Origin of the sequence: Winogradskyella costae (genome assembly GCF_013403865.1) — a bacterium.
Lineage (GTDB): Bacteria > Bacteroidota > Bacteroidia > Flavobacteriales > Flavobacteriaceae > Winogradskyella > Winogradskyella costae.
The window spans coordinates 846,592-869,938 of the sequence record NZ_JABFDK010000001.1; the positions used below are offsets into that span (position 1 = coordinate 846,592).

Sequence of the window (23,347 nt, forward strand, 5' to 3'; positions counted from 1 at the left end):
ATCAATTAATGAGATTGCTTCATCGCTAAAAAGCGTTTCGCAATGACATTCATTGATTAATACCTGTAATGCTCAGGTTTATATGGACCTTCAACTTTAACACCAATATAATCAGCTTGGTATTCTGCCAATTCAGTTAACTCAACACCAATTTTTTCTAAGTGTAATTTTGCTACTTTTTCATCTAAATGCTTTGGCAACATATAAACATCATTTCCATAAGCTTCAGAGTTTTTCCAAAGTTCAATCTGAGCTAAAGTTTGGTTTGTAAATGAGTTACTCATTACAAAACTTGGATGACCTGTTGCACAACCTAAGTTTACTAAACGACCTTCGGCAAGTAAAATAATATCTTTTCCGTCGATGTTATATTTGTCTACTTGAGGCTTAATGGTATCTTTAGTAGCACCATGTTTCTCGTTTAACCAACCTACTTGAATTTCGTTATCAAAGTGACCAATATTTGCTACAATCACTTTATCTTTCATTGCTTCAAAATGCTCAGCACGAACGATATCTTTATTTCCAGTTGTTGTGATAATAATATCAGAATTACCAACAACGGTTTCTAATTTTTTTACTTCAAAACCGTCCATTGCAGCTTGTAAAGCACAAATTGGGTCAATTTCAGTAACAGTAACAATAGAACCTGCACCTTTAAAAGAAGCCGCTGTACCTTTACCAACATCACCATAACCACAAACCGTTACACGTTTACCAGCTAACATAATATCTGTTGCACGACGAATGGCATCAACTGCAGATTCTTTACAACCGTATTTATTATCGAACTTAGATTTTGTTACAGAATCGTTAACGTTAATTGCTGGCATTGTTAATGTACCATTTTTAACACGTTCGTATAATCTGTGAACTCCTGTTGTAGTTTCTTCAGAAAGACCTTTAATTCCTGCAGATAATTCTGGATACTTATCTAAAACCATATTTGTTAAATCTCCACCATCATCTAAAATCATGTTTAATGGCTTACGATCTTCACCAAAGAATAAGGTTTGTTCAATACACCAATCAAATTCTTCTTCTGTTAATCCTTTCCATGCGTAAACCGCAGTTCCGGCATCAGCAATTGCAGCAGCAGCCTGATCTTGCGTAGAGAAAATATTACAAGAACTCCAAGTTACCTCAGCACCTAGCGCTTGTAAAGTTTCTATTAAAACTGCCGTTTGAATCGTCATGTGAAGACATCCAGCAATTCGCGCTCCTTTTAAAGGTTGCTCATTCTTATATTCTTCACGTAAACTCATTAAACCTGGCATTTCTGCTTCAGCTAAATTAATTTCTTTTCTTCCCCAAGCCGCAAGCGACATATCTTTTACCTTGTTCGGTACGTAAGCAACTGTTTTATTACTCATATTATCTTCTTTGTTTTTATATTATAAAACACCTTTGGGTTTAGCGCTTAAATAGTTAAATTCGCTTATCTAAAAAATGCTAAATCTGCCTTAGGCGATGCAAAGATAATCAATAACATTCAGAATTCTAAATGCCACTATACAAATCCATTAGTGTAAATTCACAAACTACTGTTAAAATCTGGAAGATTGAAGAATCTTATGATGCTCTATTTCAGCCATTAGATTTAAAACCTCAAAGCTTACAACGTGTATTGGGCATGAAAAGTGAGCTACACCAACGTGGATTTTTGAGCGTTAGACATTTGCTACACGAGTTTGGTTATACAGACCGAGATTTGTACTATGACGACAATGGAAAACCGCATCTTAAAGATGGAAAACATATTTCAATTACACATTCGTTTACATTTTCTGGCGTTATTGTTAGTGATAATGAAGTCGGCATTGATATTGAAAAGCAACGTGAAAAAATAGGAGTCATTGCTCATAAATTCGTCGATTATGAATATAATTATTTAAAATCTACAGACGAAGACTACATTAACAGACTTACTATAATTTGGGGAATTAAAGAATCGTTATACAAGCTTTTTGCAACTCCAGGCATGCTATTTAAAGAGCATTTTTTGGTTATTCCGTTTATGTTGAAAGATGGAGAAACTGTCGCTTGGATAGATTACAACAACAAAAAATACAGATATAATACGGCTTTTTTAGAATTTGAAGGCTTTACTTGTGCTTATGTGATTCCGTAATGAATAATATCTTCAAAAATATAATCGACGCTGCAGACAAGGATATTAAACAACTAGCTGTTTTAATAGACCCTGATAAAATGAGGGTAGAAACTGTTTCTAGTTTTATAACTAAAGTCAACCAATCTATCGCTACACATATTTTTGTTGGAGGGAGCGAAGTTGATGAAGGGGTAACCGAAACTTTAGTCGCCGAAATAAAAAGACACACCGCGCTGCCTGTAATTCTATTTCCTGGAGATGTCATTCAAATTACAGATAAAGCGGATGGCATTTTATTTTTGTCTTTAATTTCTGGTCGAAATCCTGATTACTTAATTGGTAAACAAGTGGAAGCCGTTTCAAAACTAGTAAAGACCAAACTTGAAATTATCCCAACAGGTTATGTGCTTATAGAAAATGGAAAAGAAACCGCAGTGCAACGTGTCAGTGAAACAAAACCGCTAAAACGAAATGACCTTCAAACCATAAAAGATACCGCAAAAGCTGGTGAATTATTAGGTATGAAACTTATATATCTCGAAGCTGGTAGCGGAGCCACACACCCTATTGATCTTTATATTATTTCTGAAGTTAAGCGTCAATTAAACATCCCACTAATTGTTGGTGGAGGCATTAGAACTAAAATAGAACTAGATTCCGCTTATAACGCTGGCGCCGATTTAGTTGTTATTGGAACAGCTTTTGAAAATGACGTGACCTTTTTTGATAAATTGAAAAAACAGCAAATATTCAACTCTTAATAGTTAAGACCATTACAATGAACATATCAATCGAATTACAATTATCACCCTTAAAAGACGATTACGAACCTCATATCATTGACTTTATAAAACACTTACGAGCTTCAGAATTCACCGTTTTAGAAAACCCACTGAGCACTCAAATTTATGGTGATTATGATTCTTTAATGCCGTTTTTAACTCAAGAAATAAAACGCTCATTTTCAGAAATTGATATTGCCGTATTACAAATGAAGATTGTAAAGACAGACCGAAGCGATTATGAACCACATTTTTGATTTTCTATTTTCACAATATTCAGATTACGAAACGACTGATATAATTTTGGAAATCGTAGCCGTTATATTTGGTTTTTTATCGGTTTGGTATTCTAAACAAAATAAACTTTTGGTGTTCCCTACAGGAATGTTAAGTACACTCATTTTTGTTTACCTACTATTAAAGTGGGAACTTCTTGGCGACATGATGATTAATGCTTATTACTTTTGCATGAGTGTTTATGGCTGGTATATATGGACACGCAAAGTAGATGCTACACACGTTACTCAAATATCAAAAACCACAACGAAAGAAAAAAAACAAAGTATCGCTATATTTATAGCAACCCTAATATTTGTCTTCATTGTCTATAGAGTTTTTGACAAGTGGAATGGCTGGGTAGCTTATGTCGATACTGTAACAACAGCTATATTCTTTGTAGGCATGTGGTTAATGGCAAGACGAAAATTAGAAAATTGGATATTATGGATTATAGGAGATGTGATTTCTGTACCTTTATATTTCTATAAAGGATTTACGTTTACAAGTTTTCAATATTTAGGATTTACAGCAATAGCAATATTTGGTTATTTAGCATGGAAGAAGCACTTAAACAACAACCATCAGACTGCATAAAAGTCGTTGTATTTGGACCTGAATCCACAGGAAAAACAACACTTTCTAGGCAATTAGCCAAGCATTACCATACCGTTTGGGTGCCAGAATTTTCACGCGCGTATCTTCAAGATAAGTGGAATAACGAACGTAAAATTTGTGAACCTAAAGACATAATTCCTATAGCGATTGGGCAGATGAAACTTGAAAACGAATTAGCACAAAAAACGGATTCAGTCTTAATTTGTGACACCAATTTACTAGAAACTAAAGTCTATAGCGAAGCTTATTACCAAGGCGCATGTGACGCTCTTTTAAAAACATATGCTTTAAAAAATTTTTACGACCTTTACTTTTTAACCTATATTGACACACCTTGGGAAGCAGACGACCTAAGAGATAAACCCAATGAACGCGAACATATGTTTCACGCTTTCGAATCCGCTTTAAAAACACATAATAAACCCTATGTACTTTTAAAAGGAAACAAAGAAGAACGTCTAAAATTAGCCGTTGAACATATTGACAACTTATTAACCAAGAAGACATGAGTTTTACTGAAAACGATATTAATCAAATAGAATCTAATGATTTAACTCTAATTGGAGTTAAAAAACAAATAGAAATTTTTGAAACCGGAATTCCGTTTACAAATGTTTCAGATGCTGCCACCTTAAATAGCGGCATCATGCCATTAACTGATTCTAAAATTGAAGCATATGTTACCCTGTTTGAAAATGAAAAGAATAAAAAATCATTATTAAAATTTGTTCCGGCTTCAGGTGCGGCAACACGAATGTTCAAATTTCTGTTCAAATTTGTTAGTGAATACAATTCCAATGAGCAATCTCTAAATTCATATATTAATAAAAACAATCTCAGAGAGCTATCATTATTTATGGTTGGCTTAGAAAAGTTTCCATTTTACAACCAAATATTAGACGTATTAAAATCTGATGGAATAGATTATGAAAATTTAGCTAATCCAGAAAAAGTTTGGCATTTTGCCAAAGCTATGTTAGATGAAAATCAGTTAAATTTTGGAAACCAACCCAAAGGATTATTGCCTTTTCATGACTATAAAAACAATCATATTTCCACTGCTTTTGAAGAGCACTTATATGAAGCAGCAATGTATGCAACAAGCAATGGGATTGCCAAACTTCACTTTACCATTTCCGAAGTTTATGAAAATAAGTTCAACAAGGAGTTTAAAAATATTCAAACCCAGGTTGAACAAAAGACCGGAGTAAAATTTGATATATCCTTCTCATTCCAACAGCAATCAACCGACACTATTGCTGTAACATTAAAAAATAGGCCTTTTAGAGAGTCTGATGGTTCTTTATTATTTAGACCGTCAGGACATGGCGCACTAATAAAAAACTTAAATGCTTTAGATGCCGATATTATTTTTATTAAAAATATAGATAATGTCGTAGTCGACAAATACAAAGAGGAATTAGCCACATACAAAAAAGTCCTAGCCGGAATCTTACTAAAATTACAAGCTAAAGCATTCGAATATTTACACCAATTAGATTCAAAACAAGATATTGAAGGCACTTTAGTTGCTATAGAGAATTTCTTAACACACAAGTTAAGTATCAAAATTTCTGACGAATATAAAAAATATACAGATTGCTATAAAATTGAATATTTACAAGAAAAATTAAACCGACCAATCCGAATTTGTGGTATGGTTAAAAATGAAGGTGAACCCGGAGGTGGCCCGTTTTGGGTAAAAGATCATAAATCTAACCAGTCACTTCAAATTGTAGAGTCGGCACAAATTAATCTGAACGATCCCAAGCAAGAAGAAATCCTTAAAAATTCCACGCATTTTAATCCCGTAGATTTAATTTGTGGTGTAAAGAATTATAAAGGAGAAAAATTTAATTTAGAGGATTATGTAGATCATAAAGCTGCTTTTATAACTGAAAAGACCAAAAACGGAAAGGATTTAAAAGCTCTAGAATTACCAGGACTTTGGAATGGAAGTATGGCACACTGGACTACCATTTTTGTTGAAGTTCCGGTCATTACATTTAACCCTGTAAAAACCGTCAACGATTTATTAAAATCACCACATCAAATTAAATCATAGTGGATGTACCCCTACTTAAATCTGAATTAAACTATAAATACGTTCGTAGTTCTGGAAGTGGAGGTCAACATGTCAATAAGGTATCTTCTAAAGCCGAGCTGTACTTCGACCTTAAAAGCTCTCTAGTGTTTAATGACGACGAAAAACAAAAGCTTTCCGAATTTTTCAATAACCGCTTAAACAAAGATGGTGTTTTAATCTTGGCGTGTGACGAAAGCCGCAGTCAATTTAGAAATAAAGCTTTAGTAACTCAGCGGTTTTTAGAATTAATTCAAGAAGGCTTAAAGGAAAATAAAAAACGAATTTCAACTCGGGTTCCAAGATCAGTAAAACGAAAACGTTTAAAAGCAAAACGTATTAATGCTGACAAAAAAGCAAATCGGAAACCACCAACACTTGAGTAACCACCTCCGTCATTTCGAGTAATTGAAAAGCATGAAGAATTGTATAGAGAAGCTTTATATACTTTAAAAAAGTTCTCGATTCAAAATTCTAAAAAAAGAATGTCACTAAAGCCGACATCTTAACTTCAATTCGAGAAATAATTTATAATTCTTCATTCGTAATTCTAAAATCCGTTATATCTTTGCCGCGTTCTCAATAAAGGGGTGCCTAATGTCGGCTGAGATCATACCCATTGAACCTAGAACAGGTAATGCTGTTTAGGAAACGAGCGTAAGAAAATGTTTAGTAGACATTTTTAGCGAGTGCGATAAGGTTATCAGTGATTGTTTTTCCACTTCTGAATCTTGATCTGTTATAATTTAATTATACATGAACAATTTTAAAAAGGAAAAAAGCAATATTTAACTATCGCATAAGCATTAAGCTCACAATAATTAATTATTTACCAAGAATAATGACCTCTTTTTATTCGATTATAAATTTATAGTCGTATGAAAATTTTATTCAACAATCTCTCAAAAAAAAGCAGGCAGAGATTAACACTTTCAATTGCAGTTTTAGGTATTTGTTCAGCGTATGGACAAGAAAAACAACAAGATTCAACCAAAGTTGAAAAACTAGACGAAGTTTTAGTAAGAGCTGTCAGAGTGGATGCTAAATCACCCATTACACATTCTAATGTGACCAAAGAAGCTTTAGCTAAACGTAATTTAGGACAAGACATTCCGATGCTATTGAACTTCTTACCTTCGGTAGTGACTACGACAGATGCAGGTGCAGGAATTGGTTACACTGGTATTAGAGTTCGTGGTGTAAGCTCGCAATCTACCAATATCACTATCAACGGTATTCCGTATAATGATGCGGAATCATTAGGAACGTTTTGGGTTAATTTAGGTGATTTTGCGTCTTCTACAGAAAGTCTACAACTACAACGTGGTGTGGGAACCTCTACCAATGGGTCTGGTGCTTTTGGAGCTAGTATTAATGTCCTTACCGATGCGATTTCAAAAGATGCTTCAGGCGAAATTTCTAATTCATTTGGAAGTTATAACACTAGAAAACATACTGTAAAATTCAGTACGGGTCTTATGAATGATCATATTGAAATCGCTGGTCGTTTGTCAAATATTGTTTCTGATGGTTATATCGATCGTGCTTCAGCCGATTTAAAGTCCTATTTTTTACAAGGGTCTTATGTAGATGACAACACCTTAATTAAAGCGATAACTTTTGGTGGTAAGGAAGTCACATATCAGGCTTGGAATGGATTAGAAGATTTGGAGAAACTCGAAGATGACCGTACGTATAATACAGCAGGAGAATACACCGACAATAATGGTGATCCTCAATTTTACGATAATGAAGTTGACAATTACAGCCAAGATCATTACCAGTTACATTGGAATCAGCGTTACAATAATAAATGGTCTACGACAATTGGCCTAAATTACACCAAAGGCGAAGGTTATTTTGAACAATATGAGGATGATACCGATGAGATAAGTGCTTATAACGGCATTGTTTTACCCACAGATGTTCGTATTGACGAGGATGCGGATGGAAACCCTATTGAAACACCAATTACAGATTTAATTCGTCGTCGTTGGTTAGATAATGATTTTTATGTTATTAACGCAAACGCTAACTATAAAGACAACAATCTTAATTTAATTTTTGGAGGTTCTTATAGTCATTATGATGGTGATCATTTTGGAGAAGTAATTTGGGCAAAAGCGTTTTCTGAGACTGGAAATATCAGAGACCGCTATTATAGTGGCAATAGTAAAAAGAATGATTTATCAATCTTCACAAAAGCAAATTATAAATTAAACGAAAAAATAAGCCTATTTGGAGATTTACAAATTAGAAACGTCACTTATAAAACAACTGGCACAACGTCTGATATTGTAGAATTTGCAATAGATAAAGATTTTACCTTTTTTAATCCAAAGGCAGGAATTACCTATTCATTAAATACTGGTAATGACCTATATTTCTCTTATGCTAGAGCCAATAGAGAACCAAACCGAACGGATTTTGAAAGCAATGTAAACATAGAATCAGAACAATTAGATGATTTTGAATTAGGCTGGAGACATCAAAAGGGAAACTTTTCATTTAATGCCAATGCATATTACATGAGCTACAATGAGCAATTAGTGCTATCTGGAAGATTAGATGACGTAGGAAATCCTATTAGAACCAATAGTGGAAAAAGTTACCGTTTAGGTTTAGAATTAGAAGCTATAATTCCTGTAACATCGAAATTAACATTACAACCTAATTTAACGCTAAGTACCAATAAAAATAAAGAAACGATTATTTCTTTTGATGATGAGTTGCAGAACTTAGGCAAAACAGATATTTCATTTTCACCAGATCTAGTTGCAGCGAATGCCATTGTTTTTCAACCAATTGAGAATCTGCAAATGTCGTTGTTAAGCAAATTTGTTGGAGAACAATTTATGAGTAACACAGAAGCTAAGTCTTCTAAATTAGACAGCTATTTTATTAATGATTTCAATATTAATTATACTTTAAAAATGGACTCTATATTTGACGCTGTTATATTTTCAGGCTTAGTGAATAATATCTTTAATGTAAAATATGTCTCTAATGGCTATTATTACACATATGATGATAGTTGGTCCAATCCAGGAAGTATTGCAACTCAAGAAGGTGCCGGTTTTTACCCACAGGCTACGACTAACTTTTTGGTTGGAGTAACCATGAAGTTTTAATTACTAATTAAGTAACTATTATTCCCAATAGTCTCAACTCTGTATGGTTTTAACGTACAGGGTTGAGCATTATCACCTAATGCTATCCCCGTAATTAAACTATACTCATTACCATCTTCACAACCACAAACCGCATTTAAACCTACAATTGTTAGTTTAGAACACGAGGACGATGTGTGGTTAGGATCAGAACCATCCCACGCTAAAATAGAATTAGCATTGGTCCGTACAAGAATGATTCCGTTGTTACCATAATTCTCGACTCTTATCGCATTTATGGGAAATAATAGCTGATTAAATTGAGGAAGGTTTAGATTCACCGTTAGATTAACTCCAACATCCAATAAATAGTTACAATTATATATTGTATCGTTTTTGCTACAGCTAAAAACAATAACACAACTTAACATTAAAAATAATTTCTTCACAGGTTTATTTTTTTTTTAATAGTTTGAAATTTAATCATTTGAAAAACGAAATCACTTAAAGCCACGAGAATACTCGCTTTATTGTTAAGCTTTTAAATTATTAACATTTTTTCAGAATTTTAACTTCAAATTTTGAATGGCAATTTACTATTAATTAAACAATACGGTAAATATTTTATATATTTGCATAGTAATCTCGTCAGCGCGAGATTTTTTTTTATGCTAACATTATAATTATAGAATAACAAACTTCTAAAAGCACATAGTATCTACAGTCATTTTTGAGCCTGTCTGATTTTCAGACAGGCTCAAAAATGATAAAGAATTTGCTAATTAGAGCTCGTTATATTTAAAACGATTAAATTATGAGTAAAGTATCTTATTACACAGCTGAAGGTTTAAAAAAACTAAGAGAAGAGTTAAACCATCTTAAAGATGTGGAACGACCTAAAGCTTCACAGGCCATTGGAGAAGCTAGAGATAAAGGTGATTTGAGTGAAAACGCAGAGTATGATGCTGCGAAAGAAGCACAAGGTATGCTAGAAATGAAAATTTCTAAAATGGAAGAAATTTTATCTGGTGCACGTGTTATCGATGAGTCGCAATTAGATTTGACAAAAGTTTTAGCTTTATCTAAAGTTAAGATTAAGAATCAAACCAACGGAATGGAGATGACTTATACTTTGGTTGCAGAAAGTGAAGCCGATTTGGCTACAGGTAAAATCTCAGTAAACTCACCTATTGGAAAAGGTTTATTAGGTAAATCTGTAGGCGATACTGCTGAAATACAAGTTCCAAGTGGTATTATGAAATTTGATATTCTAGAAATTTCAAGATAACACTCGTTATATTTTAATTAAAACACAAAACTAATACCATAAAAAAGATTCCTCTTTGCAGGAATCTTTTTATCTTTATAAAAGACAAGAATTAAAAGATTATGGCAACTATTTTTACAAAAATAATTTCAGGTGAGATACCATCGTATAAAGTCGCCGAAACCGAAGATTTCTTCGCATTTTTAGATATCAATCCAAATTCTAAAGGACACACGCTTTGTATTCCTAAAAAAGAGGTAGATAAAATTTTTGATTTAGACGAAGCAACTTATTTAAGTTTAATGACATTTTCTCGTCGCGTTGCAATTGCTTTAGAACAGGCAGTTCCTTGCGAACGTGTTGGTATGTCTGTAATTGGTTTAGAAGTTCCGCATGCCCATGTGCACTTAATCCCTTTACAAACCATGGACGACGCACGTTTTACAAACAAACAAACAGTAACTCCCGAAGAATTTGAGGCTATTGCCGAAAAAATTAGATCGTATTTATAATCTTTATTTTGAAAACACTCCTGTTGTAAATAAGATAATTACAATTAAAACCATCATACCAAAGGTAATTAAAGCCCATGAAATTGGCTTTAACTTGGCAGACTTAGGCTTTCTCTTAAGTCCTCTATTATGATAATCTACCACACGCTCAATATCATCTGTCCAGCGAATTGGAAAAATTTGCACTTCACAGTTTAAACAAGATAATTCACTCACTGTTTCGTCAGTTATAGCCTTATAAAATTTAGTTTCAATTAATTTTTGCTTCAACGTCAGTTCTAAACTATCGTTAGAATAACACTCAGGACAGTTATTACCTATCCTAGCTTCTTTTAAAGTGAAAAATCGTGAAGAATTCATGGTCAAATTTAAACTAAAATTTCAACATTTCAATTTAAAAGTTTTTCACCAGATGTGTCTAATTTTCAAAAAGTGCTAATTATTATTTAAAACAAATTATACCTGCTTTAACATAATCTGTATGGTCGTCCCTTTTCCTATCTCAGAGTTTAATACTTTTATTTTACCATTGTGGTAATCTTCTACAATTCGTCTTGCTAAAGACAGGCCTAATCCCCAACCTCGTTTTTTAGTCGTATAACCAGGTTCAAATATTTTAGTAAATGACGATTTAGGAATTCCTTTTCCAGTATCAGAAATATTGATAAAAACTTGATTTTCAAGTTGTGTCAATTCTAGTTTCAAACCCCCTTTGCCCCTCATGGCATCGATGGCATTTTTTACTAAATTCTCAATAGTCCAACTAAAAAGTTGTTCATTTAAACTTACAGGTATTTCTCTTTCAGGAAGTACAATTTCAAAATTAATTAACTTAGATGATCTCGATTTTAAATAGTCATAAGACATCCTAGTCACCTCAACAATATTCATTGTTTTTAACGTAGGTGCAGATCCAATTTTGCTAAAACGTTCGGTTATCGTTTGCAGTCTGTCAATATCTTTTTCAATCTCTTTAATATACTCTGGATTTACAGCTTCAGTCTTTAAAATCTCAGTCCAACCCACAAGCGATGATAAAGGAGTACCTATTTGATGTGCGGTTTCCTTTGCCATACCTGTCCAAAGTTTATTCTGTTCGGCAATTTTAGAACTACGATAAAAGAAATAAACAACGGCACCGAAGAGCAATATAATTAGCAACAAGGCCAACGGATAGTATTTTAATTTATTTAATAGCGGAGAATTTCCGTAATAAACTGTCTGAAACACTTTATTACCAATAATAACAGGGATAGGCTCATTCTCATTAGAAAATTTTTGTATTAGTCTTTCTAATTTTTCAGGGTCGTTTAATTCTTTGTCATCAATATTAATAGACGTTCCCAAGCTTCCATCTGCAATAACAACTAACATTGGTGTACTGGTAGTCATTTCTGTAAGAACATGAGATGTAACATTATTTACATCTTCATCAAGGTTATCCATATTCCTTAAAAGATCTATTTGTGCCACAGACCAAGTGTTCATTTTAACGCGTTCCTCTTCTTTAAAATTTTGAAAAAAGGTATAGGTATTCCAAAGGATAAGTGAAATAATAATAAAAGATGAAATAATAATAATCCATCGGATTATATTTCGGTCGAAGCTAAAGGTCATTGTTTAATTTAATTTCATGTATTTAAAATAATAGGTTATTAAACACACATACTGTTTGCTATTAATCATTTATTTAGACGCTAAAAGTTTTAGCATGCATATTTCAATTTTAAATATAATGCAATTATGTTGAAATTATTGTTCTAATACAACGGCAAAATACTTTTGTGACCAACCGAATATAATTATATTTGTTAAAAACCAGAAAATTACATGGCTACATTTAACCCTAAAGACCTTGGTACAGGTGTTTTACATGGCTTTTTACTAAGTGCTGTTGCACCTAGGCCAATTGCATTTGCAAGTACAGTTGATAAAGATGGAAATCCTAATTTATCTCCTTTTAGCTTCTTTAATGTCTTTAGTGCTAATCCGCCAATTTTGGTGTTTTCGCCTGCTAGACGGGTTAGAGATAACACTACAAAACATACATTACACAATGTGGAAGCCACCAAAGAAGTGGTTATTAACGTGGTTAATTATGATATGGTACATCAAATGTCTTTATCAAGTACTGAATATCCTGAAGGAACAAATGAATTTGAAAAAGCAGGCTTATCCATGTTACCGTCAGATAATGTAAAACCTTTTAGAGTCGCAGAATCTCCCATACAATTAGAATGTAAAGTAACCGATATTATTTCTCTAGGTTCTGAAGGAGGTGCAGGCAATTTAGTAATTTGCGAAGTCGTTAAACTTCACATTTCTGAAGAGGTTTTAAACGCTGACCAAACCATAAACCAAGAAGCCTTAGATTTAGTAGCAAGAGCTGGCGGAAGTTATTACAGCAGAGCTAAAAAAGGGTTTTTTGAAATACCTAAACCATTAGCATCTATGGGCATTGGGGTAGATAACATGCCAGACAATGTAAAAAATAGCATGATTTTAACAGGAAATAATATTGGGATGTTAGCGAATGTTGAAACCTTACCAAACACAGACGATGTTAATAAGTTTATTGACGACATCTGTGAGCGCTATCCCGACATAAAAACGGCATCTCACAGAGAAAAACACAAATTAGCTCAAAATTATTTGAGCTATGGAGACGTAGAAAGTGCTTGGAAGTTATTACTTTCGTAGCCTGAATAAAATTAAGTATTATAAATATTATAGATTAAGCAAAAATGGAAGTACAAGGACGTATTAAAATGGTAGGTGAGACTCAAACTTTTGGTAGTAATGGGTTTAGAAAAAGAGAAGTTGTAGTGACCACAGAAGAGCAATATCCACAACACATTATGGTGGAATTTGTTCAAGATAAATGTGATTTATTAAACAGCTATAAAGAAGGTCAGCAGGTTAAGATTAATATTAACTTAAGAGGAAGAGAATGGGTGAATCCACAAGGTGAAACTAAATACTTTAATTCTATACAAGGATGGAGAATTGAAGCTGTGCAAGCGCAAGCGGCAGGTGGAGATATGCCTCCGGTACCACCAACAGAAGCTTTTGAGCCTGTTAGTGATTTAAACGAAGGTGATAACGACGATTTACCTTTCTAAATAAGGAAAATTACATACATAAAAAAAAGACTTGTTTTAGCTTAAAACAGGTCTTTTTTTATATATAACCTTAAATAAAAAAAGCCCTGATGGTTAGTCAGGACTTCATACTTTGGTTTTAGGTTAGACCCTTATAAAAAGCAATGATGAACAAAAAATATTTAATAAAGGCCCACTCAAATATCAGTAAAAAACTTTTAGCATCAAAGCCAAAGCCCTAATTTTAAATACTGAAACGCGATCTTAATTTTAATCAATGTACTTTTTAACTGACAAAATAGAATTTCCCAATGTATCTGAAGCCTCTGCAGAAGGTCTTCTAGCTGTGGGCGGAGATTTATCCCCAGAGCGCTTATTACATGCCTACTCTAACGGTATATTTCCATGGTTTCAAGATGAAGAACCTATACTTTGGTGGTCGCCAAATCCTCGATTTGTTTTATTTCCAGAAGATTTAAAAGTCTCTAAAAGCATGAAACAAGTGCTAAAAAAAAACAACTTTAAAGTTACAACAAATAGAGCTTTTAAAACTGTGATGGAAAACTGCGCTAAAGCCAAACGTAATGACCAAGATGGCACTTGGATCTCAGATAACATGATTAGTGCCTACTGCAAACTACACCAACTAGGTTTTGCTAAATCTATCGAAGTTTGGCAAAATGATAAACTCGTAGGTGGGTTATATGGCATTGAAATTAATGATACCGTTTTCTGTGGAGAAAGCATGTTTGCGGAAGTAAGCAATGCGAGTAAAGTTGGTTTTATAACGCTTGTTCAAAACTCTAACTATAAATTAATTGATTGTCAACTACATACCAAACATCTCGAAAGCTTAGGTGGAAGAAACATATCTCGATTAGAGTTTCTCAATTTCATTAGACCTCATGATATCTAAAACAAGAGACTTCATGATCATTTACCATACCTGTAGCTTGCATTTGTGCATAAATTACAGTAGAACCTACAAATTTAAATCCACGCTTCTTTAAGTCTTTACTTATCGCATCACTCAAAGAAGTATTTGCAGGAGCATCTTTATAGATTTTAACAGCGTTTTTTATCGGTGCTCCATTTACAAAATCCCATATATATTTAGAAAATGAGCCAAACTCATCTTGAATTTTCATAAAAGCTTGAGCATTGGTTATCGTAGCATTCACCTTTAGTTTATTTCTAATAATACCAGCATCTTGTAGTAATTCTTCAACTTTAGAAGCATCATAGTTTACTATTTTCTTATAATCGAAATTATCGAAAGCTTTTCTGAAATTTTCACGCTTTCTTAAAATCGTAATCCAACTTAGACCTGCTTGGAACGTTTCTAAAATTAAAAATTCGAATAAAGTCGCATCATCAAACACAGGAACTCCCCATTCTTCATCGTGATAAGCCTCATATAACGGATCACCAACACACCAACCACATCTGTTTTTACTCATCTTGTAAGGAATTTTTATTAGTAAGAATTGATTTATACTTTTTCTGTTTAGGCGAAAATTAGGAATTTTAAAATTAAATAAAAACTTTTTCTAGTTGCATAGCATCGTCAAGGAACTCTAAAAAGAAAACATTTAAGCTTAAAAGAACAATTTTTTAGCAAATAGAAAGGGTCTGAAATAGTTCTCGACTAATGTAACAACTGTTGCATAATAAATGGCAATAGATTATTATTTTTATCCTATGGAAACAGATACACTTACATTAAAAGATATAATCTCAGAAAGTCTAAATAAAAGTATGACTTATGCTGAGTACCGAAACATGGTAACCAAATTAGTTGAAGACAAATCAACTACCGGAATCGACCAATCAGAAGCCTTAATTGAGTACACTTATCTTAACGACAGACGAATGAGGCGTTGGGATAAAACTGCAAAAGTTTCGGATGCCATGAATATTAAGATTGCAAATTTTGATAAAAAAGTAACGTGGTTAGTTATTTCAGAAAGCTGGTGTGGAGATGCTGCGCATATTATGCCTCTAATTAATAAAGTAGCAGAGCTCAATGGTAATATTGATTATAAAGTGGTACTCAGAGACGAAAATGAAGCATTAATGGATCAGTTCTTAACCAATGGAGGGAAATCAATTCCAAAGTTAATTATGTTAGATACTGAAACCATTACTGTTTTAAATACCTTTGGACCACGACCTACAGTTGCCACAAATATGGTACAAGCCTACAAAACTGAACATGGCATGTTAACTCCAGAGTTTAAAGAGGATCTGCAACGCTGGTACAATAAAGACAAAGGGCAATCGACCATTGAAGATTTGGTAAGCTATTTAAAATAAGTCTTTAATTTTTAGTGACTCATTATAATGGAATTTGGTGGCTGAGCGTAAGCAAAGCCACCATTTTTATTTCCCTTTAAATAAAAAGGTAATAGTTCCTAATTGTTCTTTCTTCACTGACGCATCAAATTGAACGGTTTCAGCATAAGAAATAGCATGATTTATTAGGCACTGATTATCAGAAGTAGAAGCTCCATTAATATAAGCGTCAATAACATTACCTGAGTTACCTACTCTAATACTCACCACTATTTTTCCACCACTCTCGCATAAATATCGTGGTGTTTTATAGTGAGTTAACGTTCTCCCTTTTAATGAATAGGTTAGCGTACTTTTTGTTTTAGCGTGCTCGTCTGCTTCTCTTTTATTTTTAAGGCGTTGTTTTAATTCTTCTTGTAATTTTTTGTATGATTCTGTTTCTTCAGAGTTTAAAGCATAAGTATTACTACCTGCATACGATTTAGTAATACTTCTTTCCTCTTCCACGTCTTCACTTGCCCTAGCATCTTCCATGGCCTTTGTTGTACGTTCAAAATCATTGGCTCTAACAGTTTTAAAGTTACGCATCATTTCTTTATACTCCTGATCTTCGTTGAATGCTTTGTTCGTAGATTTCCCGTTGATAGCTTGTATTTCTTGAAGATCTACTTTTGCAATTTCAGGTTCAGGCTCTAGAAGGTAATAACTTTCAGAAATTAAATCTTCTTGAAGTTTCAACTGAACACTAAACATACCAAAAACTACAATTCCCGCTAAAAGAAATGTAATTATTGCGGCCTTATGTTTATTTACAAAATTCAATATCGTTTATAGTATATACGACTATGGTAAAATAAAAGATGTTCCAAATTTAGAGTTTTCATTTTTTAGAATATATTAAAATTGTTTTAAACACTTTACAAATTCCTATTTCACCCCGTTACAGACTTACATTAAGAAAAGGATAGCACATTATTTTACAAGGTTTTAATATATGATGTATAGTCATTAAATAATAATGAAAAAGATCCATTTTTATTTTCTAACTATTCTTTAAAAGCTTTACGATGTCATCATTACCTTGCATTTCTGCATGTTTTAAAGCTGTATTACCTCTACTATCTTTTAAACTTTTGTCAGCGTTATTGAGTAGTAGGTATTCCGCTATTTCAAAGTGTCCAAAAGTACTTGTGTAAATTAATGCTGTCGCTTCATTATAATTTTGCTGGTTAATTGCAGCACCATTTTCTATTAGAATTTTAGCAATATCAAAATAACCTTTAAAACAAACTCCCATTAAAGCCGTATTACCTGATAAATCTTTAGCGTTAACGGCACTACCTTTTTCAATTAAGTAAGTAACAATTACAGTCTGTTCATTATAAGCAGCAAGAATTAAGGGAGTAAAACCTTTGCTATCTGCAGTGTTGATAATTGCATTATTTGAAGTGTATAATGCTTTAAGTTTTTCTAAATCCCCATTTCTAGAAACTTCAAAAACAGTTTGTCCATAACTACCTAAAGTTAAAATTAGGGCAAGAATGAGTAGAATATTTTTCATTGTATTACTTTTTTAAAAACAAATAGAGAGGTTGCACTGGCAGCTCCCTCCCTACTCATCAACCATGTACTATTTCTTTTTCATAAAATCTTTAGCAGAAAAACCTAACGCTTCTGCAATACGCATTCCGTAATCTCTATCTGCCTGATAGAAATAACCAATCATTGTCATTTGGATATTTTTATCTGTAACCTGACCTAAATCTCCACTTAAATTTTTAATTAAATTATCTTGTTGATCTTTAGTAAGAGATCTGTAAAAATCTCCCGGTTGTGCAAAATCATTAGTCTTTGTAATTTTCTTTTGTGTGATAGTTACATTAGTTAATGTTGTTTCAGACTGCTTGTATTGTTCATCTTCAACTAATCCAGATTTTTCACTTGGCTGATAATTTACATCCGGATTTTCAAATCTTTTGTTTCCAGCGCTATTCCAACTATCAGAATTATAATTTTTAGGATCTTCTAGCGGTTGGTTAATTTTTAACTGTTGAAAATTTGGACCTAATCTATGTCTCTGCGTATCGAAATAAGAGAATAAACGGCCTTGCAATAATTTATCTTCTGAAGGTTCTACTCCAGGAATTAAAGCTCCTGGTGAAAAAGCAATACTTTCAACTTGCTCAAAATAATTTACCGGATTTTGGTTTAAAGTCATGGTACCAATCTTAATTTTTTCAATTTTATCTGCTGGCCAATCTTTGGTAGCATCTAAAGGCCAAAAATCGAAAGAATGGATATCTTCAGGCTTTATCATTTGTACATATAAATCCCATTGAGGGTAATTCTTATCATCAATATCTTTTCTTAAACTAACCGTTGCATGTTGCCAATCTTTTCCTTGTTGAATTGATGCTTCTTCAGCAGTAAGATTTTTTTCACCTTGCTTAGATACCCAAGAGTATTTTACATAAGTTACTTTTCCTGCTTTATTAATCCATTTGTAGCCATGTACACTGCTACCGTTCATAAATTGGTACCCTTTAGGAATTCCTAAATCGGTGTACAATCTTGTAAGCATATGAGTTGCTTCTGGTACATGAGAAAAGAAATCGAAAAAACGATTTGGATCTTGCTTATTGGTTTCTGGTGAAGGCTTTAAAGAATGCACCATATCTGGAAACTTAATGGCATCTCGAATAAAAAAAATAGGCAGGTTGTTACCAACAATATCGTAATTACCTTGTTCTGTATAAAATTTTACAGCAAACCCTCTTGGATCTCTTGCTGTTTCTGGTGAACCTTTTCCGTGGATTACGGTAGAAAAGCGTACGGCTAAATCGGTCTTTTTACCTGCTTCAGCAAATAATACAGCTCTAGTATAATCAGACATATCTTTTGTAGCTTCAAAATAACCAGATGCTCCAGCGCCTCTTGGGTGAACTACACGCTCAGGAATACGTTCTCTATCAAAAGCCGCTAATTTTTCTATTAAATGAATATCTTCTAATAAAACAGGACCATATTCTCCAACTGTTTTAGAGTTTTGATTATCTCCAACTGGCGCACCATTATTAGTTGTCATTGTTTTCTCACTTTGTGAAAAACTTACCAAGCCTATGGATAGGATGACTAAGGTTGTAATTATTCTTTTCATGAATTCTTTTTTTATTTGTTAGTGCAAAAATGGATAGTTTCATGATATTAATCAAATTAATAATTTTTATATTTACATTAATAAAATCTATATAATGACACTTCAACAATTAGAATACATCATCGCTTTAGACACTTATCGGCATTTTGTAACTGCTGCAGAAAAATGTTTTGTAACGCAACCCACTATTACTATTCAGGTTAAAAAATTAGAAGATGAAATTGGATTTTTAATATTCGATAAGAGTAAGTCTCCTTTTAAACCTTCAGCTTTAGGTGAATTATTTATTAATAAGTCTAAAATAATTTTACGAGAAGTTAATGAGTTAAAAAATATGGTGAGTACCGAATTAGATAGCTTAGTGGGCGAATATAAAATAGGCGTTTTACCAACGGTTTCACCTTATCTAATTCCTTTAATTTCAGGATCTTTTGCTGAAAAATATCCAGATACGATACTTATGATTGAAGAAATGCAGTCCGATCAAATTATCTCTGCATTACAAAAAAGAGAAATTGATATTGGAATATTAGTAACACCACTTAATGAACCTTTCATCAGAGAGATTAAATTGTACAATGAACCTTTTGTATTTTACGGACAGAAAGGAACATTTAAAGACAAGAAAGCGGTTTCTGCCAGTGAAATTGAAAACTTAGATAATTTGTGGCTTTTAAAAAATGGACATTGTTTTAGAAATCAGGTTTTAAATATTTGTTCGCAAAGCACAAACCCACAGAATATTCAATTTCAGAGTGGATCTATAGAAGCTTTAAAGAAAATGGTAGATAATTATGGTGGATTTACTTTAGTCCCTGAAATGGCCATTAATAAAAACGACAGCGGACGCAATATTAATTTTACAGAGCCAAAACCGATACGTGAAGTAAGTTTAGCAGTGCATCATTCGTTTGCAAAAGATAGTTTAATTGATGCTTTAAGATTAGAAGTCTTAGAAAAAACACCTCCCAGTTTTGTAAAAAATACTAGGTTTATAAAAATAAATTGGAAATAGAAAACACAAAAAGCATCAGTCTTTTGAAGGCAGTCCTTGAATAAAGTCTTCAGGTGTAAGTGCATCTTCAACTTTAAAATCACCAATACGTGTACGACGCAATTCTGATAAGTGCCCACCCGATTTTAAAGCTTTTCCAAAATCGTTTGCCAAAGATCTGATGTAAGTTCCTTTGCTACAAACCACTCTAAATTTCAATTCTGAACCTGTGATTTTTGTGATTTCAAATTCTGTAATTTCAACTTGTCTGGGTTTAATTTCAACCTCCTCACCTGCGCGTGCAAATTCGTACAAACGTTTTCCATCTTTCTTAATGGCAGAAAACACAGGTGGATATTGTTCAATTTTACCTATAAATTGGGGAATTGTATCTTGAATCAATTCTTCGGTAATATGGTCTGTTGGAAACGTTTCATTCACTTCTGTTTCTAAATCAAAAGAAGGTGTTGTACTACCAATCACAAAGGTTCCGGTGTATTCTTTTTCCTGACCTTGAAAAATGTTGATTTGCTTGGTCATTTTACCAGTACAAATCACCAATAAACCTGTCGCTAATGGATCTAAGGTTCCGGCATGACCAACTTTAATCTTCTTAATATCGAAAGCATGTCTAATTTCCCAACGCAATTTATTCACCGCCTGAAAAGAGGTCCATGTTAACGGTTTGTCTATCAGTAAGACTTGTCCACTTAAATAATCTTCTTTAGTTTTCATTTATACGAGAGACCAAATTATAGCAATAACACCAACAACAACACAATAAATAGCAAAATAAGATAACTTACTTTTTTTCACTAAAGCAATCATCCAAGTACAGGCAAATAAACCGGCAACAAATGCAGCGATAAAACCAACACTTAAGGCTGTTATATTAGAACTATCATAAGTTAATTCGCCACCTAAAAGATCTTTTGCTATTTTACCAAAAATCAGAGGTACCACCATTAAAAATGAAAAACGAGCGGCTTTGGTTTTATCATTACCTAATAAAACAGATGTAGAAATTGTAGCACCAGAGCGTGAAATTCCAGGCAACATTGCAATCGCTTGAGATATACCAATGATAAAAGCGTTAGAAAACGAAACTTTCTTTTGTGTATCCTTAGCTTTATCTGCTAAGAAAAGTAAAACGGCTGTAACAATAAGCATACAACCTACGAGTAGAATATTTCCATTAAAAAGCTGTTCTAATTCTTCTTCAAAAAATAAACCAACAATAACAGCTGGTATCATGGATAAAGCAATTTTTGAAATGAACTGAAGATCTTCATTCCATTCAAATTTTAAAACACCTTTTATAATATCTAAAATATCTTTTCTAAAAATAACCATAGTACTCAATGCTGTAGCAAAGTGAAGTACCACAGTAAACAATAAGCTTTCTTTAGGTAAAGATTCGTCGCCAAGAATGGCTTTTCCAATTTCTAAGTGACCACTCGATGATACTGGTAAAAACTCAGTAAGACCTTGAATGATTCCTAATATAATTGCATCTATAATTTCCATGAGGCAAAAGTATCAATTAAGAGAATGATACGCTGTAAATGTATGTAAAATGTGACTTATTTTTTGGAGTCCTTTTTAGGGTTTAAGAGAATAGCATAGACCTGAACACCAAAGCCAATTAATACAAGGGTAGGAGCTAAACGAATACGTCTCCAGTTATATATAGACTCATCAAAAACATTAGGATCGTCGCTACCGCCACCAGACATTAATATAAAACCAATAACTATAAATGCTAAACCTATAAATAAGAATTTATAGTTTTTCTTTCCGAAGATGAATTCAGATTTAGAATCTTCCTTACGTTTTTGTTCTCCCATGGTTTTTTAAGCTATGCTTTAATACGTTGCAAAGTAACAGATTTATTTATTAAAATAACTTCAGATTAGTATTTTCCTAACACTTAAGTGTGTTTAAGCCTCATTAGAGAAACAAAACATTCAGTGCTAAGCCAACAAATTAATAATACAATTGATCCGTTTTTAAGTTTAAGAAACGTTGTGTAGCAATAAACGTACTAATCCAAGTAATTAGAATACCTAAAAGAAAAATTCCAACAAACAGACCTGCAATCAATACAGTGTTTTTCAGTAATTCTAATTCTGGGAATGTAATATCTAAATAGTATAAAACTACCGCCATTCCTGCTAATGCCACTAGTGCACCTATGATTCCTAATTGCACACTTTTCCATACAAAAGGGCGTCGGATAAATGTTTTTGTTGCCCCAACCATTTGCATGGTTTTTATAATAAAGCGCTTAGAATACACCGCTAAACGAATAGAACTATTAATTAGTAGTACCGCAATTAACGTAAACAACCCACTTATAATTAATACCCAAAACGTAATCTTTTTTACGTTATCATTCATTAATTCCACAAGGTCATTATCATACCTTATTTCCTCAATAAACGCCTTATTTGAGAGGTCGTCCGTTATTTCTGTTAATTGTTCTGTCGTTACAAAATCTGCTTTTAAGTGCACGTCTATCGAATTCTTTAAAGGATTATAACCCACAAAATCCATAAAATCTTCGCCGGTTTCTGCTTTCATAAATTCTGCAGCTTCTTCCTTGGAAACATAAAGTGCATTTTTTGTGTAATCTGCCATGGCTAAACTCTTCTTTAGCTGATTGACTTCAACCTCTTTTGCCGTATCATTCAAATAAATGGTCATAACTACTTGCTCTTTAAAATGATCAGCCACTTTTTTAGAATTGATAACTAAAAGACCTAAACAGCCTAAAAGAAACAAAACCAAAGCGATACTTATCACTACAGAGATGTAAGACGATATAAGTTTACGTTTTTGATATTTGTCAAAAGATGATGCCATGAATACATGCGGATTTATGCTGTAAAAATAATAAAGAAATTGCTTTCTTACTATTTAATGTTTGGAATAACTGCAAGTGAAACTCTAGATTTTTTAAACTCAATAATTTTAAGTTATAAATAGTCTTTAAGTATTACAACGTTTCGTTTTTAATTCTGTTGTAATAGGTTTAAA

General features: G+C 32.9%; 27 protein-coding genes. 15 read left to right on the forward strand and 12 right to left on the reverse strand.

Annotated features, from left to right (window positions below; genetic code table 11):
• Positions 1-56: 56 nt before the first annotated feature.
• Complete coding sequence (gene ahcY / locus HM986_RS03585; protein ID WP_179333699.1) at positions 57-1,373, reverse strand: adenosylhomocysteinase; 1,317 nt, start codon at positions 1,371-1,373, stop codon at positions 57-59.
• 131 nt (positions 1,374-1,504) lie between these two features.
• Here ahcY and HM986_RS03590 point away from each other — a divergent pair, with 131 nt between their 5' ends.
• From HM986_RS03590 to HM986_RS03625, 8 genes are all read left to right on the forward strand, one after another.
• Entirely contained in the window at positions 1,505-2,131 is a 627-nt protein-coding gene (locus HM986_RS03590) for a 4'-phosphopantetheinyl transferase family protein (RefSeq protein WP_179333700.1), read from the forward strand.
• Positions 2,131-2,874, forward strand: coding sequence for a geranylgeranylglyceryl/heptaprenylglyceryl phosphate synthase (locus tag HM986_RS03595; RefSeq protein WP_179333701.1), 744 nt, complete (start codon positions 2,131-2,133; stop codon positions 2,872-2,874). The genes HM986_RS03590 and HM986_RS03595 overlap by 1 nt, the downstream gene beginning before the upstream one ends.
• Before the next feature lie 17 nt (positions 2,875-2,891).
• On the forward strand, positions 2,892-3,152 hold the full coding sequence (locus HM986_RS03600) for a hypothetical protein (protein WP_179333702.1): 261 nt from the start codon (positions 2,892-2,894) through the stop codon (positions 3,150-3,152).
• Positions 3,136-3,768: a nicotinamide riboside transporter PnuC gene (pnuC, locus tag HM986_RS03605; protein WP_179333703.1), complete on the forward strand. Its 633-nt coding sequence runs from the start codon at positions 3,136-3,138 to the stop codon at positions 3,766-3,768. Before HM986_RS03600 ends, pnuC begins: the two co-directional genes overlap by 17 nt.
• Entirely contained in the window at positions 3,729-4,298 is a 570-nt protein-coding gene (locus HM986_RS03610) for an AAA family ATPase (protein ID WP_179333704.1), read from the forward strand. The genes pnuC and HM986_RS03610 overlap by 40 nt, the downstream gene beginning before the upstream one ends.
• Entirely contained in the window at positions 4,295-5,854 is a 1,560-nt protein-coding gene (locus tag HM986_RS03615; RefSeq protein WP_179333705.1) for a DUF4301 family protein, read from the forward strand. The genes HM986_RS03610 and HM986_RS03615 overlap by 4 nt, the downstream gene beginning before the upstream one ends.
• Positions 5,854-6,258, forward strand: coding sequence for an alternative ribosome rescue aminoacyl-tRNA hydrolase ArfB (gene arfB, locus HM986_RS03620; RefSeq protein WP_179333706.1), 405 nt, complete (start codon positions 5,854-5,856; stop codon positions 6,256-6,258). Before HM986_RS03615 ends, arfB begins: the two co-directional genes overlap by 1 nt.
• Positions 6,259-6,750: 492 nt before the next feature.
• The gene (locus HM986_RS03625; RefSeq protein ID WP_179333707.1) at positions 6,751-9,003 is read left to right on the forward strand and encodes a TonB-dependent receptor; all 2,253 of its coding nucleotides are present in this window, start codon (positions 6,751-6,753) and stop codon (positions 9,001-9,003) included.
• On the opposite strand, the gene HM986_RS03630 is transcribed toward HM986_RS03625, so the two are convergent.
• The gene (locus HM986_RS03630; protein WP_179333708.1) at positions 9,000-9,431 is read right to left on the reverse strand and encodes a hypothetical protein; all 432 of its coding nucleotides are present in this window, start codon (positions 9,429-9,431) and stop codon (positions 9,000-9,002) included. The two genes, HM986_RS03625 and HM986_RS03630, sit on opposite strands and share 4 nt — an antisense overlap.
• A 365-nt stretch (positions 9,432-9,796) precedes the next feature.
• Between HM986_RS03630 and greA the strand changes: the two genes are divergently transcribed.
• A complete protein-coding gene (gene greA, locus HM986_RS03635) occupies positions 9,797-10,270 on the forward strand; it encodes a transcription elongation factor GreA (protein ID WP_179333709.1) in 474 nt (157 codons plus the stop codon).
• A gap of 101 nt (positions 10,271-10,371) precedes the next feature.
• The gene (locus HM986_RS03640) at positions 10,372-10,761 is read left to right on the forward strand and encodes an HIT family protein (RefSeq protein ID WP_179333710.1); all 390 of its coding nucleotides are present in this window, start codon (positions 10,372-10,374) and stop codon (positions 10,759-10,761) included.
• Positions 10,762-10,764: 3 nt separating this feature from the next.
• Here the strand turns inward: HM986_RS03640 and HM986_RS03645 are convergent, their stop codons facing one another.
• Together HM986_RS03645 and HM986_RS03650 are read right to left on the reverse strand one after the other, a co-directional pair.
• Complete coding sequence (locus HM986_RS03645; RefSeq protein ID WP_179333711.1) at positions 10,765-11,121, reverse strand: hypothetical protein; 357 nt, start codon at positions 11,119-11,121, stop codon at positions 10,765-10,767.
• A gap of 96 nt (positions 11,122-11,217) precedes the next feature.
• Positions 11,218-12,378 carry an ATP-binding protein gene (locus HM986_RS03650; RefSeq protein WP_179333712.1) on the reverse strand — a complete coding sequence of 387 codons (1,161 nt, stop codon included), beginning with the start codon at positions 12,376-12,378 and terminating at the stop codon, positions 11,218-11,220.
• Between the two features lie 213 nt (positions 12,379-12,591).
• On the opposite strand from HM986_RS03650, the gene HM986_RS03655 reads away from it, so the two are divergent.
• From HM986_RS03655 to aat, 3 genes are all read left to right on the forward strand, one after another.
• Positions 12,592-13,461 carry a flavin reductase family protein gene (locus tag HM986_RS03655; protein ID WP_179333713.1) on the forward strand — a complete coding sequence of 290 codons (870 nt, stop codon included), beginning with the start codon at positions 12,592-12,594 and terminating at the stop codon, positions 13,459-13,461.
• A gap of 44 nt (positions 13,462-13,505) precedes the next feature.
• Positions 13,506-13,883, forward strand: a complete 378-nt coding sequence (locus HM986_RS03660; protein WP_179333714.1) for a DUF3127 domain-containing protein — start codon at positions 13,506-13,508, stop codon at positions 13,881-13,883.
• A 256-nt stretch (positions 13,884-14,139) separates the two neighbouring features.
• Positions 14,140-14,778, forward strand: a complete 639-nt coding sequence (aat, locus tag HM986_RS03665; RefSeq protein WP_179333715.1) for a leucyl/phenylalanyl-tRNA--protein transferase — start codon at positions 14,140-14,142, stop codon at positions 14,776-14,778.
• Here the strand turns inward: aat and HM986_RS03670 are convergent.
• Positions 14,759-15,322 carry a DNA-3-methyladenine glycosylase I gene (locus HM986_RS03670; protein WP_179333716.1) on the reverse strand — a complete coding sequence of 188 codons (564 nt, stop codon included), beginning with the start codon at positions 15,320-15,322 and terminating at the stop codon, positions 14,759-14,761. The genes aat and HM986_RS03670 overlap by 20 nt on opposite strands.
• Before the next feature lie 214 nt (positions 15,323-15,536).
• Here HM986_RS03670 and HM986_RS03675 point away from each other — a divergent pair, with 214 nt between their 5' ends.
• Positions 15,537-16,178: a thioredoxin family protein gene (locus tag HM986_RS03675; protein WP_246288443.1), complete on the forward strand. Its 642-nt coding sequence runs from the start codon at positions 15,537-15,539 to the stop codon at positions 16,176-16,178.
• Positions 16,179-16,244: 66 nt separating this feature from the next.
• Here the strand turns inward: HM986_RS03675 and HM986_RS03680 are convergent, their stop codons facing one another.
• The 3 genes from HM986_RS03680 to HM986_RS03690 form a co-directional block, all read right to left on the reverse strand.
• Positions 16,245-16,979, reverse strand: a complete 735-nt coding sequence (locus HM986_RS03680; protein WP_179333717.1) for a hypothetical protein — start codon at positions 16,977-16,979, stop codon at positions 16,245-16,247.
• Between the two features lie 220 nt (positions 16,980-17,199).
• Complete coding sequence (locus HM986_RS03685) at positions 17,200-17,718, reverse strand: ankyrin repeat domain-containing protein (RefSeq protein ID WP_179333718.1); 519 nt, start codon at positions 17,716-17,718, stop codon at positions 17,200-17,202.
• A gap of 69 nt (positions 17,719-17,787) precedes the next feature.
• Complete coding sequence (locus HM986_RS03690) at positions 17,788-19,314, reverse strand: catalase (protein ID WP_179333719.1); 1,527 nt, start codon at positions 19,312-19,314, stop codon at positions 17,788-17,790.
• A 94-nt stretch (positions 19,315-19,408) separates the two neighbouring features.
• Between HM986_RS03690 and HM986_RS03695 the strand changes: the two genes are divergently transcribed.
• Positions 19,409-20,329, forward strand: a complete 921-nt coding sequence (locus tag HM986_RS03695; RefSeq protein ID WP_179333720.1) for a LysR substrate-binding domain-containing protein — start codon at positions 19,409-19,411, stop codon at positions 20,327-20,329.
• Positions 20,330-20,344: 15 nt separating this feature from the next.
• On the opposite strand, the gene truB is transcribed toward HM986_RS03695, so the two are convergent.
• The 4 genes from truB to HM986_RS03715 form a co-directional block, all read right to left on the reverse strand.
• Positions 20,345-21,043, reverse strand: coding sequence for a tRNA pseudouridine(55) synthase TruB (gene truB / locus HM986_RS03700; RefSeq protein WP_179333721.1), 699 nt, complete (start codon positions 21,041-21,043; stop codon positions 20,345-20,347).
• A complete protein-coding gene (uppP, locus tag HM986_RS03705) occupies positions 21,044-21,835 on the reverse strand; it encodes an undecaprenyl-diphosphatase UppP (RefSeq protein ID WP_179333722.1) in 792 nt (263 codons plus the stop codon).
• A gap of 56 nt (positions 21,836-21,891) precedes the next feature.
• Positions 21,892-22,155: a DUF3098 domain-containing protein gene (locus tag HM986_RS03710; RefSeq protein WP_179333723.1), complete on the reverse strand. Its 264-nt coding sequence runs from the start codon at positions 22,153-22,155 to the stop codon at positions 21,892-21,894.
• A gap of 139 nt (positions 22,156-22,294) precedes the next feature.
• Positions 22,295-23,173, reverse strand: a complete 879-nt coding sequence (locus HM986_RS03715) for a cell division protein FtsX (protein WP_179333724.1) — start codon at positions 23,171-23,173, stop codon at positions 22,295-22,297.
• Between the last annotated feature and the right edge of the window lie 174 nt (positions 23,174-23,347).

Bases quoted from the DNA above. Each gene is read 5' to 3' on its own strand.
- ahcY (WP_179333699.1), bottom strand. From the start codon at position 1,373: ATGAGTAATAAAACAGTTGCTTACGTACCGAACAAGGTAAAAGATATG.
- HM986_RS03590 (WP_179333700.1), top strand. From the start codon at position 1,505: ATGCCACTATACAAATCCATTAGTGTAAATTCACAAACTACTGTTAAA.
- HM986_RS03595 (WP_179333701.1), top strand. From the start codon at position 2,131: ATGAATAATATCTTCAAAAATATAATCGACGCTGCAGACAAGGATATT.
- HM986_RS03600 (WP_179333702.1), top strand. From the start codon at position 2,892: ATGAACATATCAATCGAATTACAATTATCACCCTTAAAAGACGATTAC.
- pnuC (WP_179333703.1), top strand. From the start codon at position 3,136: ATGAACCACATTTTTGATTTTCTATTTTCACAATATTCAGATTACGAA.
- HM986_RS03610 (WP_179333704.1), top strand. From the start codon at position 3,729: ATGGAAGAAGCACTTAAACAACAACCATCAGACTGCATAAAAGTCGTT.
- HM986_RS03615 (WP_179333705.1), top strand. From the start codon at position 4,295: ATGAGTTTTACTGAAAACGATATTAATCAAATAGAATCTAATGATTTA.
- HM986_RS03625 (WP_179333707.1), top strand. From the start codon at position 6,751: ATGAAAATTTTATTCAACAATCTCTCAAAAAAAAGCAGGCAGAGATTA.
- greA (WP_179333709.1), top strand. From the start codon at position 9,797: ATGAGTAAAGTATCTTATTACACAGCTGAAGGTTTAAAAAAACTAAGA.
- HM986_RS03640 (WP_179333710.1), top strand. From the start codon at position 10,372: ATGGCAACTATTTTTACAAAAATAATTTCAGGTGAGATACCATCGTAT.
- HM986_RS03645 (WP_179333711.1), bottom strand. From the start codon at position 11,121: ATGAATTCTTCACGATTTTTCACTTTAAAAGAAGCTAGGATAGGTAAT.
- HM986_RS03650 (WP_179333712.1), bottom strand. From the start codon at position 12,378: ATGACCTTTAGCTTCGACCGAAATATAATCCGATGGATTATTATTATT.
- HM986_RS03655 (WP_179333713.1), top strand. From the start codon at position 12,592: ATGGCTACATTTAACCCTAAAGACCTTGGTACAGGTGTTTTACATGGC.
- HM986_RS03660 (WP_179333714.1), top strand. From the start codon at position 13,506: ATGGAAGTACAAGGACGTATTAAAATGGTAGGTGAGACTCAAACTTTT.
- aat (WP_179333715.1), top strand. From the start codon at position 14,140: ATGTACTTTTTAACTGACAAAATAGAATTTCCCAATGTATCTGAAGCC.
- HM986_RS03670 (WP_179333716.1), bottom strand. From the start codon at position 15,322: ATGAGTAAAAACAGATGTGGTTGGTGTGTTGGTGATCCGTTATATGAG.
- HM986_RS03675 (WP_246288443.1), top strand. From the start codon at position 15,537: ATGGCAATAGATTATTATTTTTATCCTATGGAAACAGATACACTTACA.
- HM986_RS03685 (WP_179333718.1), bottom strand. From the start codon at position 17,718: ATGAAAAATATTCTACTCATTCTTGCCCTAATTTTAACTTTAGGTAGT.
- HM986_RS03690 (WP_179333719.1), bottom strand. From the start codon at position 19,314: ATGAAAAGAATAATTACAACCTTAGTCATCCTATCCATAGGCTTGGTA.
- HM986_RS03695 (WP_179333720.1), top strand. From the start codon at position 19,409: ATGACACTTCAACAATTAGAATACATCATCGCTTTAGACACTTATCGG.
- truB (WP_179333721.1), bottom strand. From the start codon at position 21,043: ATGAAAACTAAAGAAGATTATTTAAGTGGACAAGTCTTACTGATAGAC.
- uppP (WP_179333722.1), bottom strand. From the start codon at position 21,835: ATGGAAATTATAGATGCAATTATATTAGGAATCATTCAAGGTCTTACT.
- HM986_RS03710 (WP_179333723.1), bottom strand. From the start codon at position 22,155: ATGGGAGAACAAAAACGTAAGGAAGATTCTAAATCTGAATTCATCTTC.
- HM986_RS03715 (WP_179333724.1), bottom strand. From the start codon at position 23,173: ATGGCATCATCTTTTGACAAATATCAAAAACGTAAACTTATATCGTCT.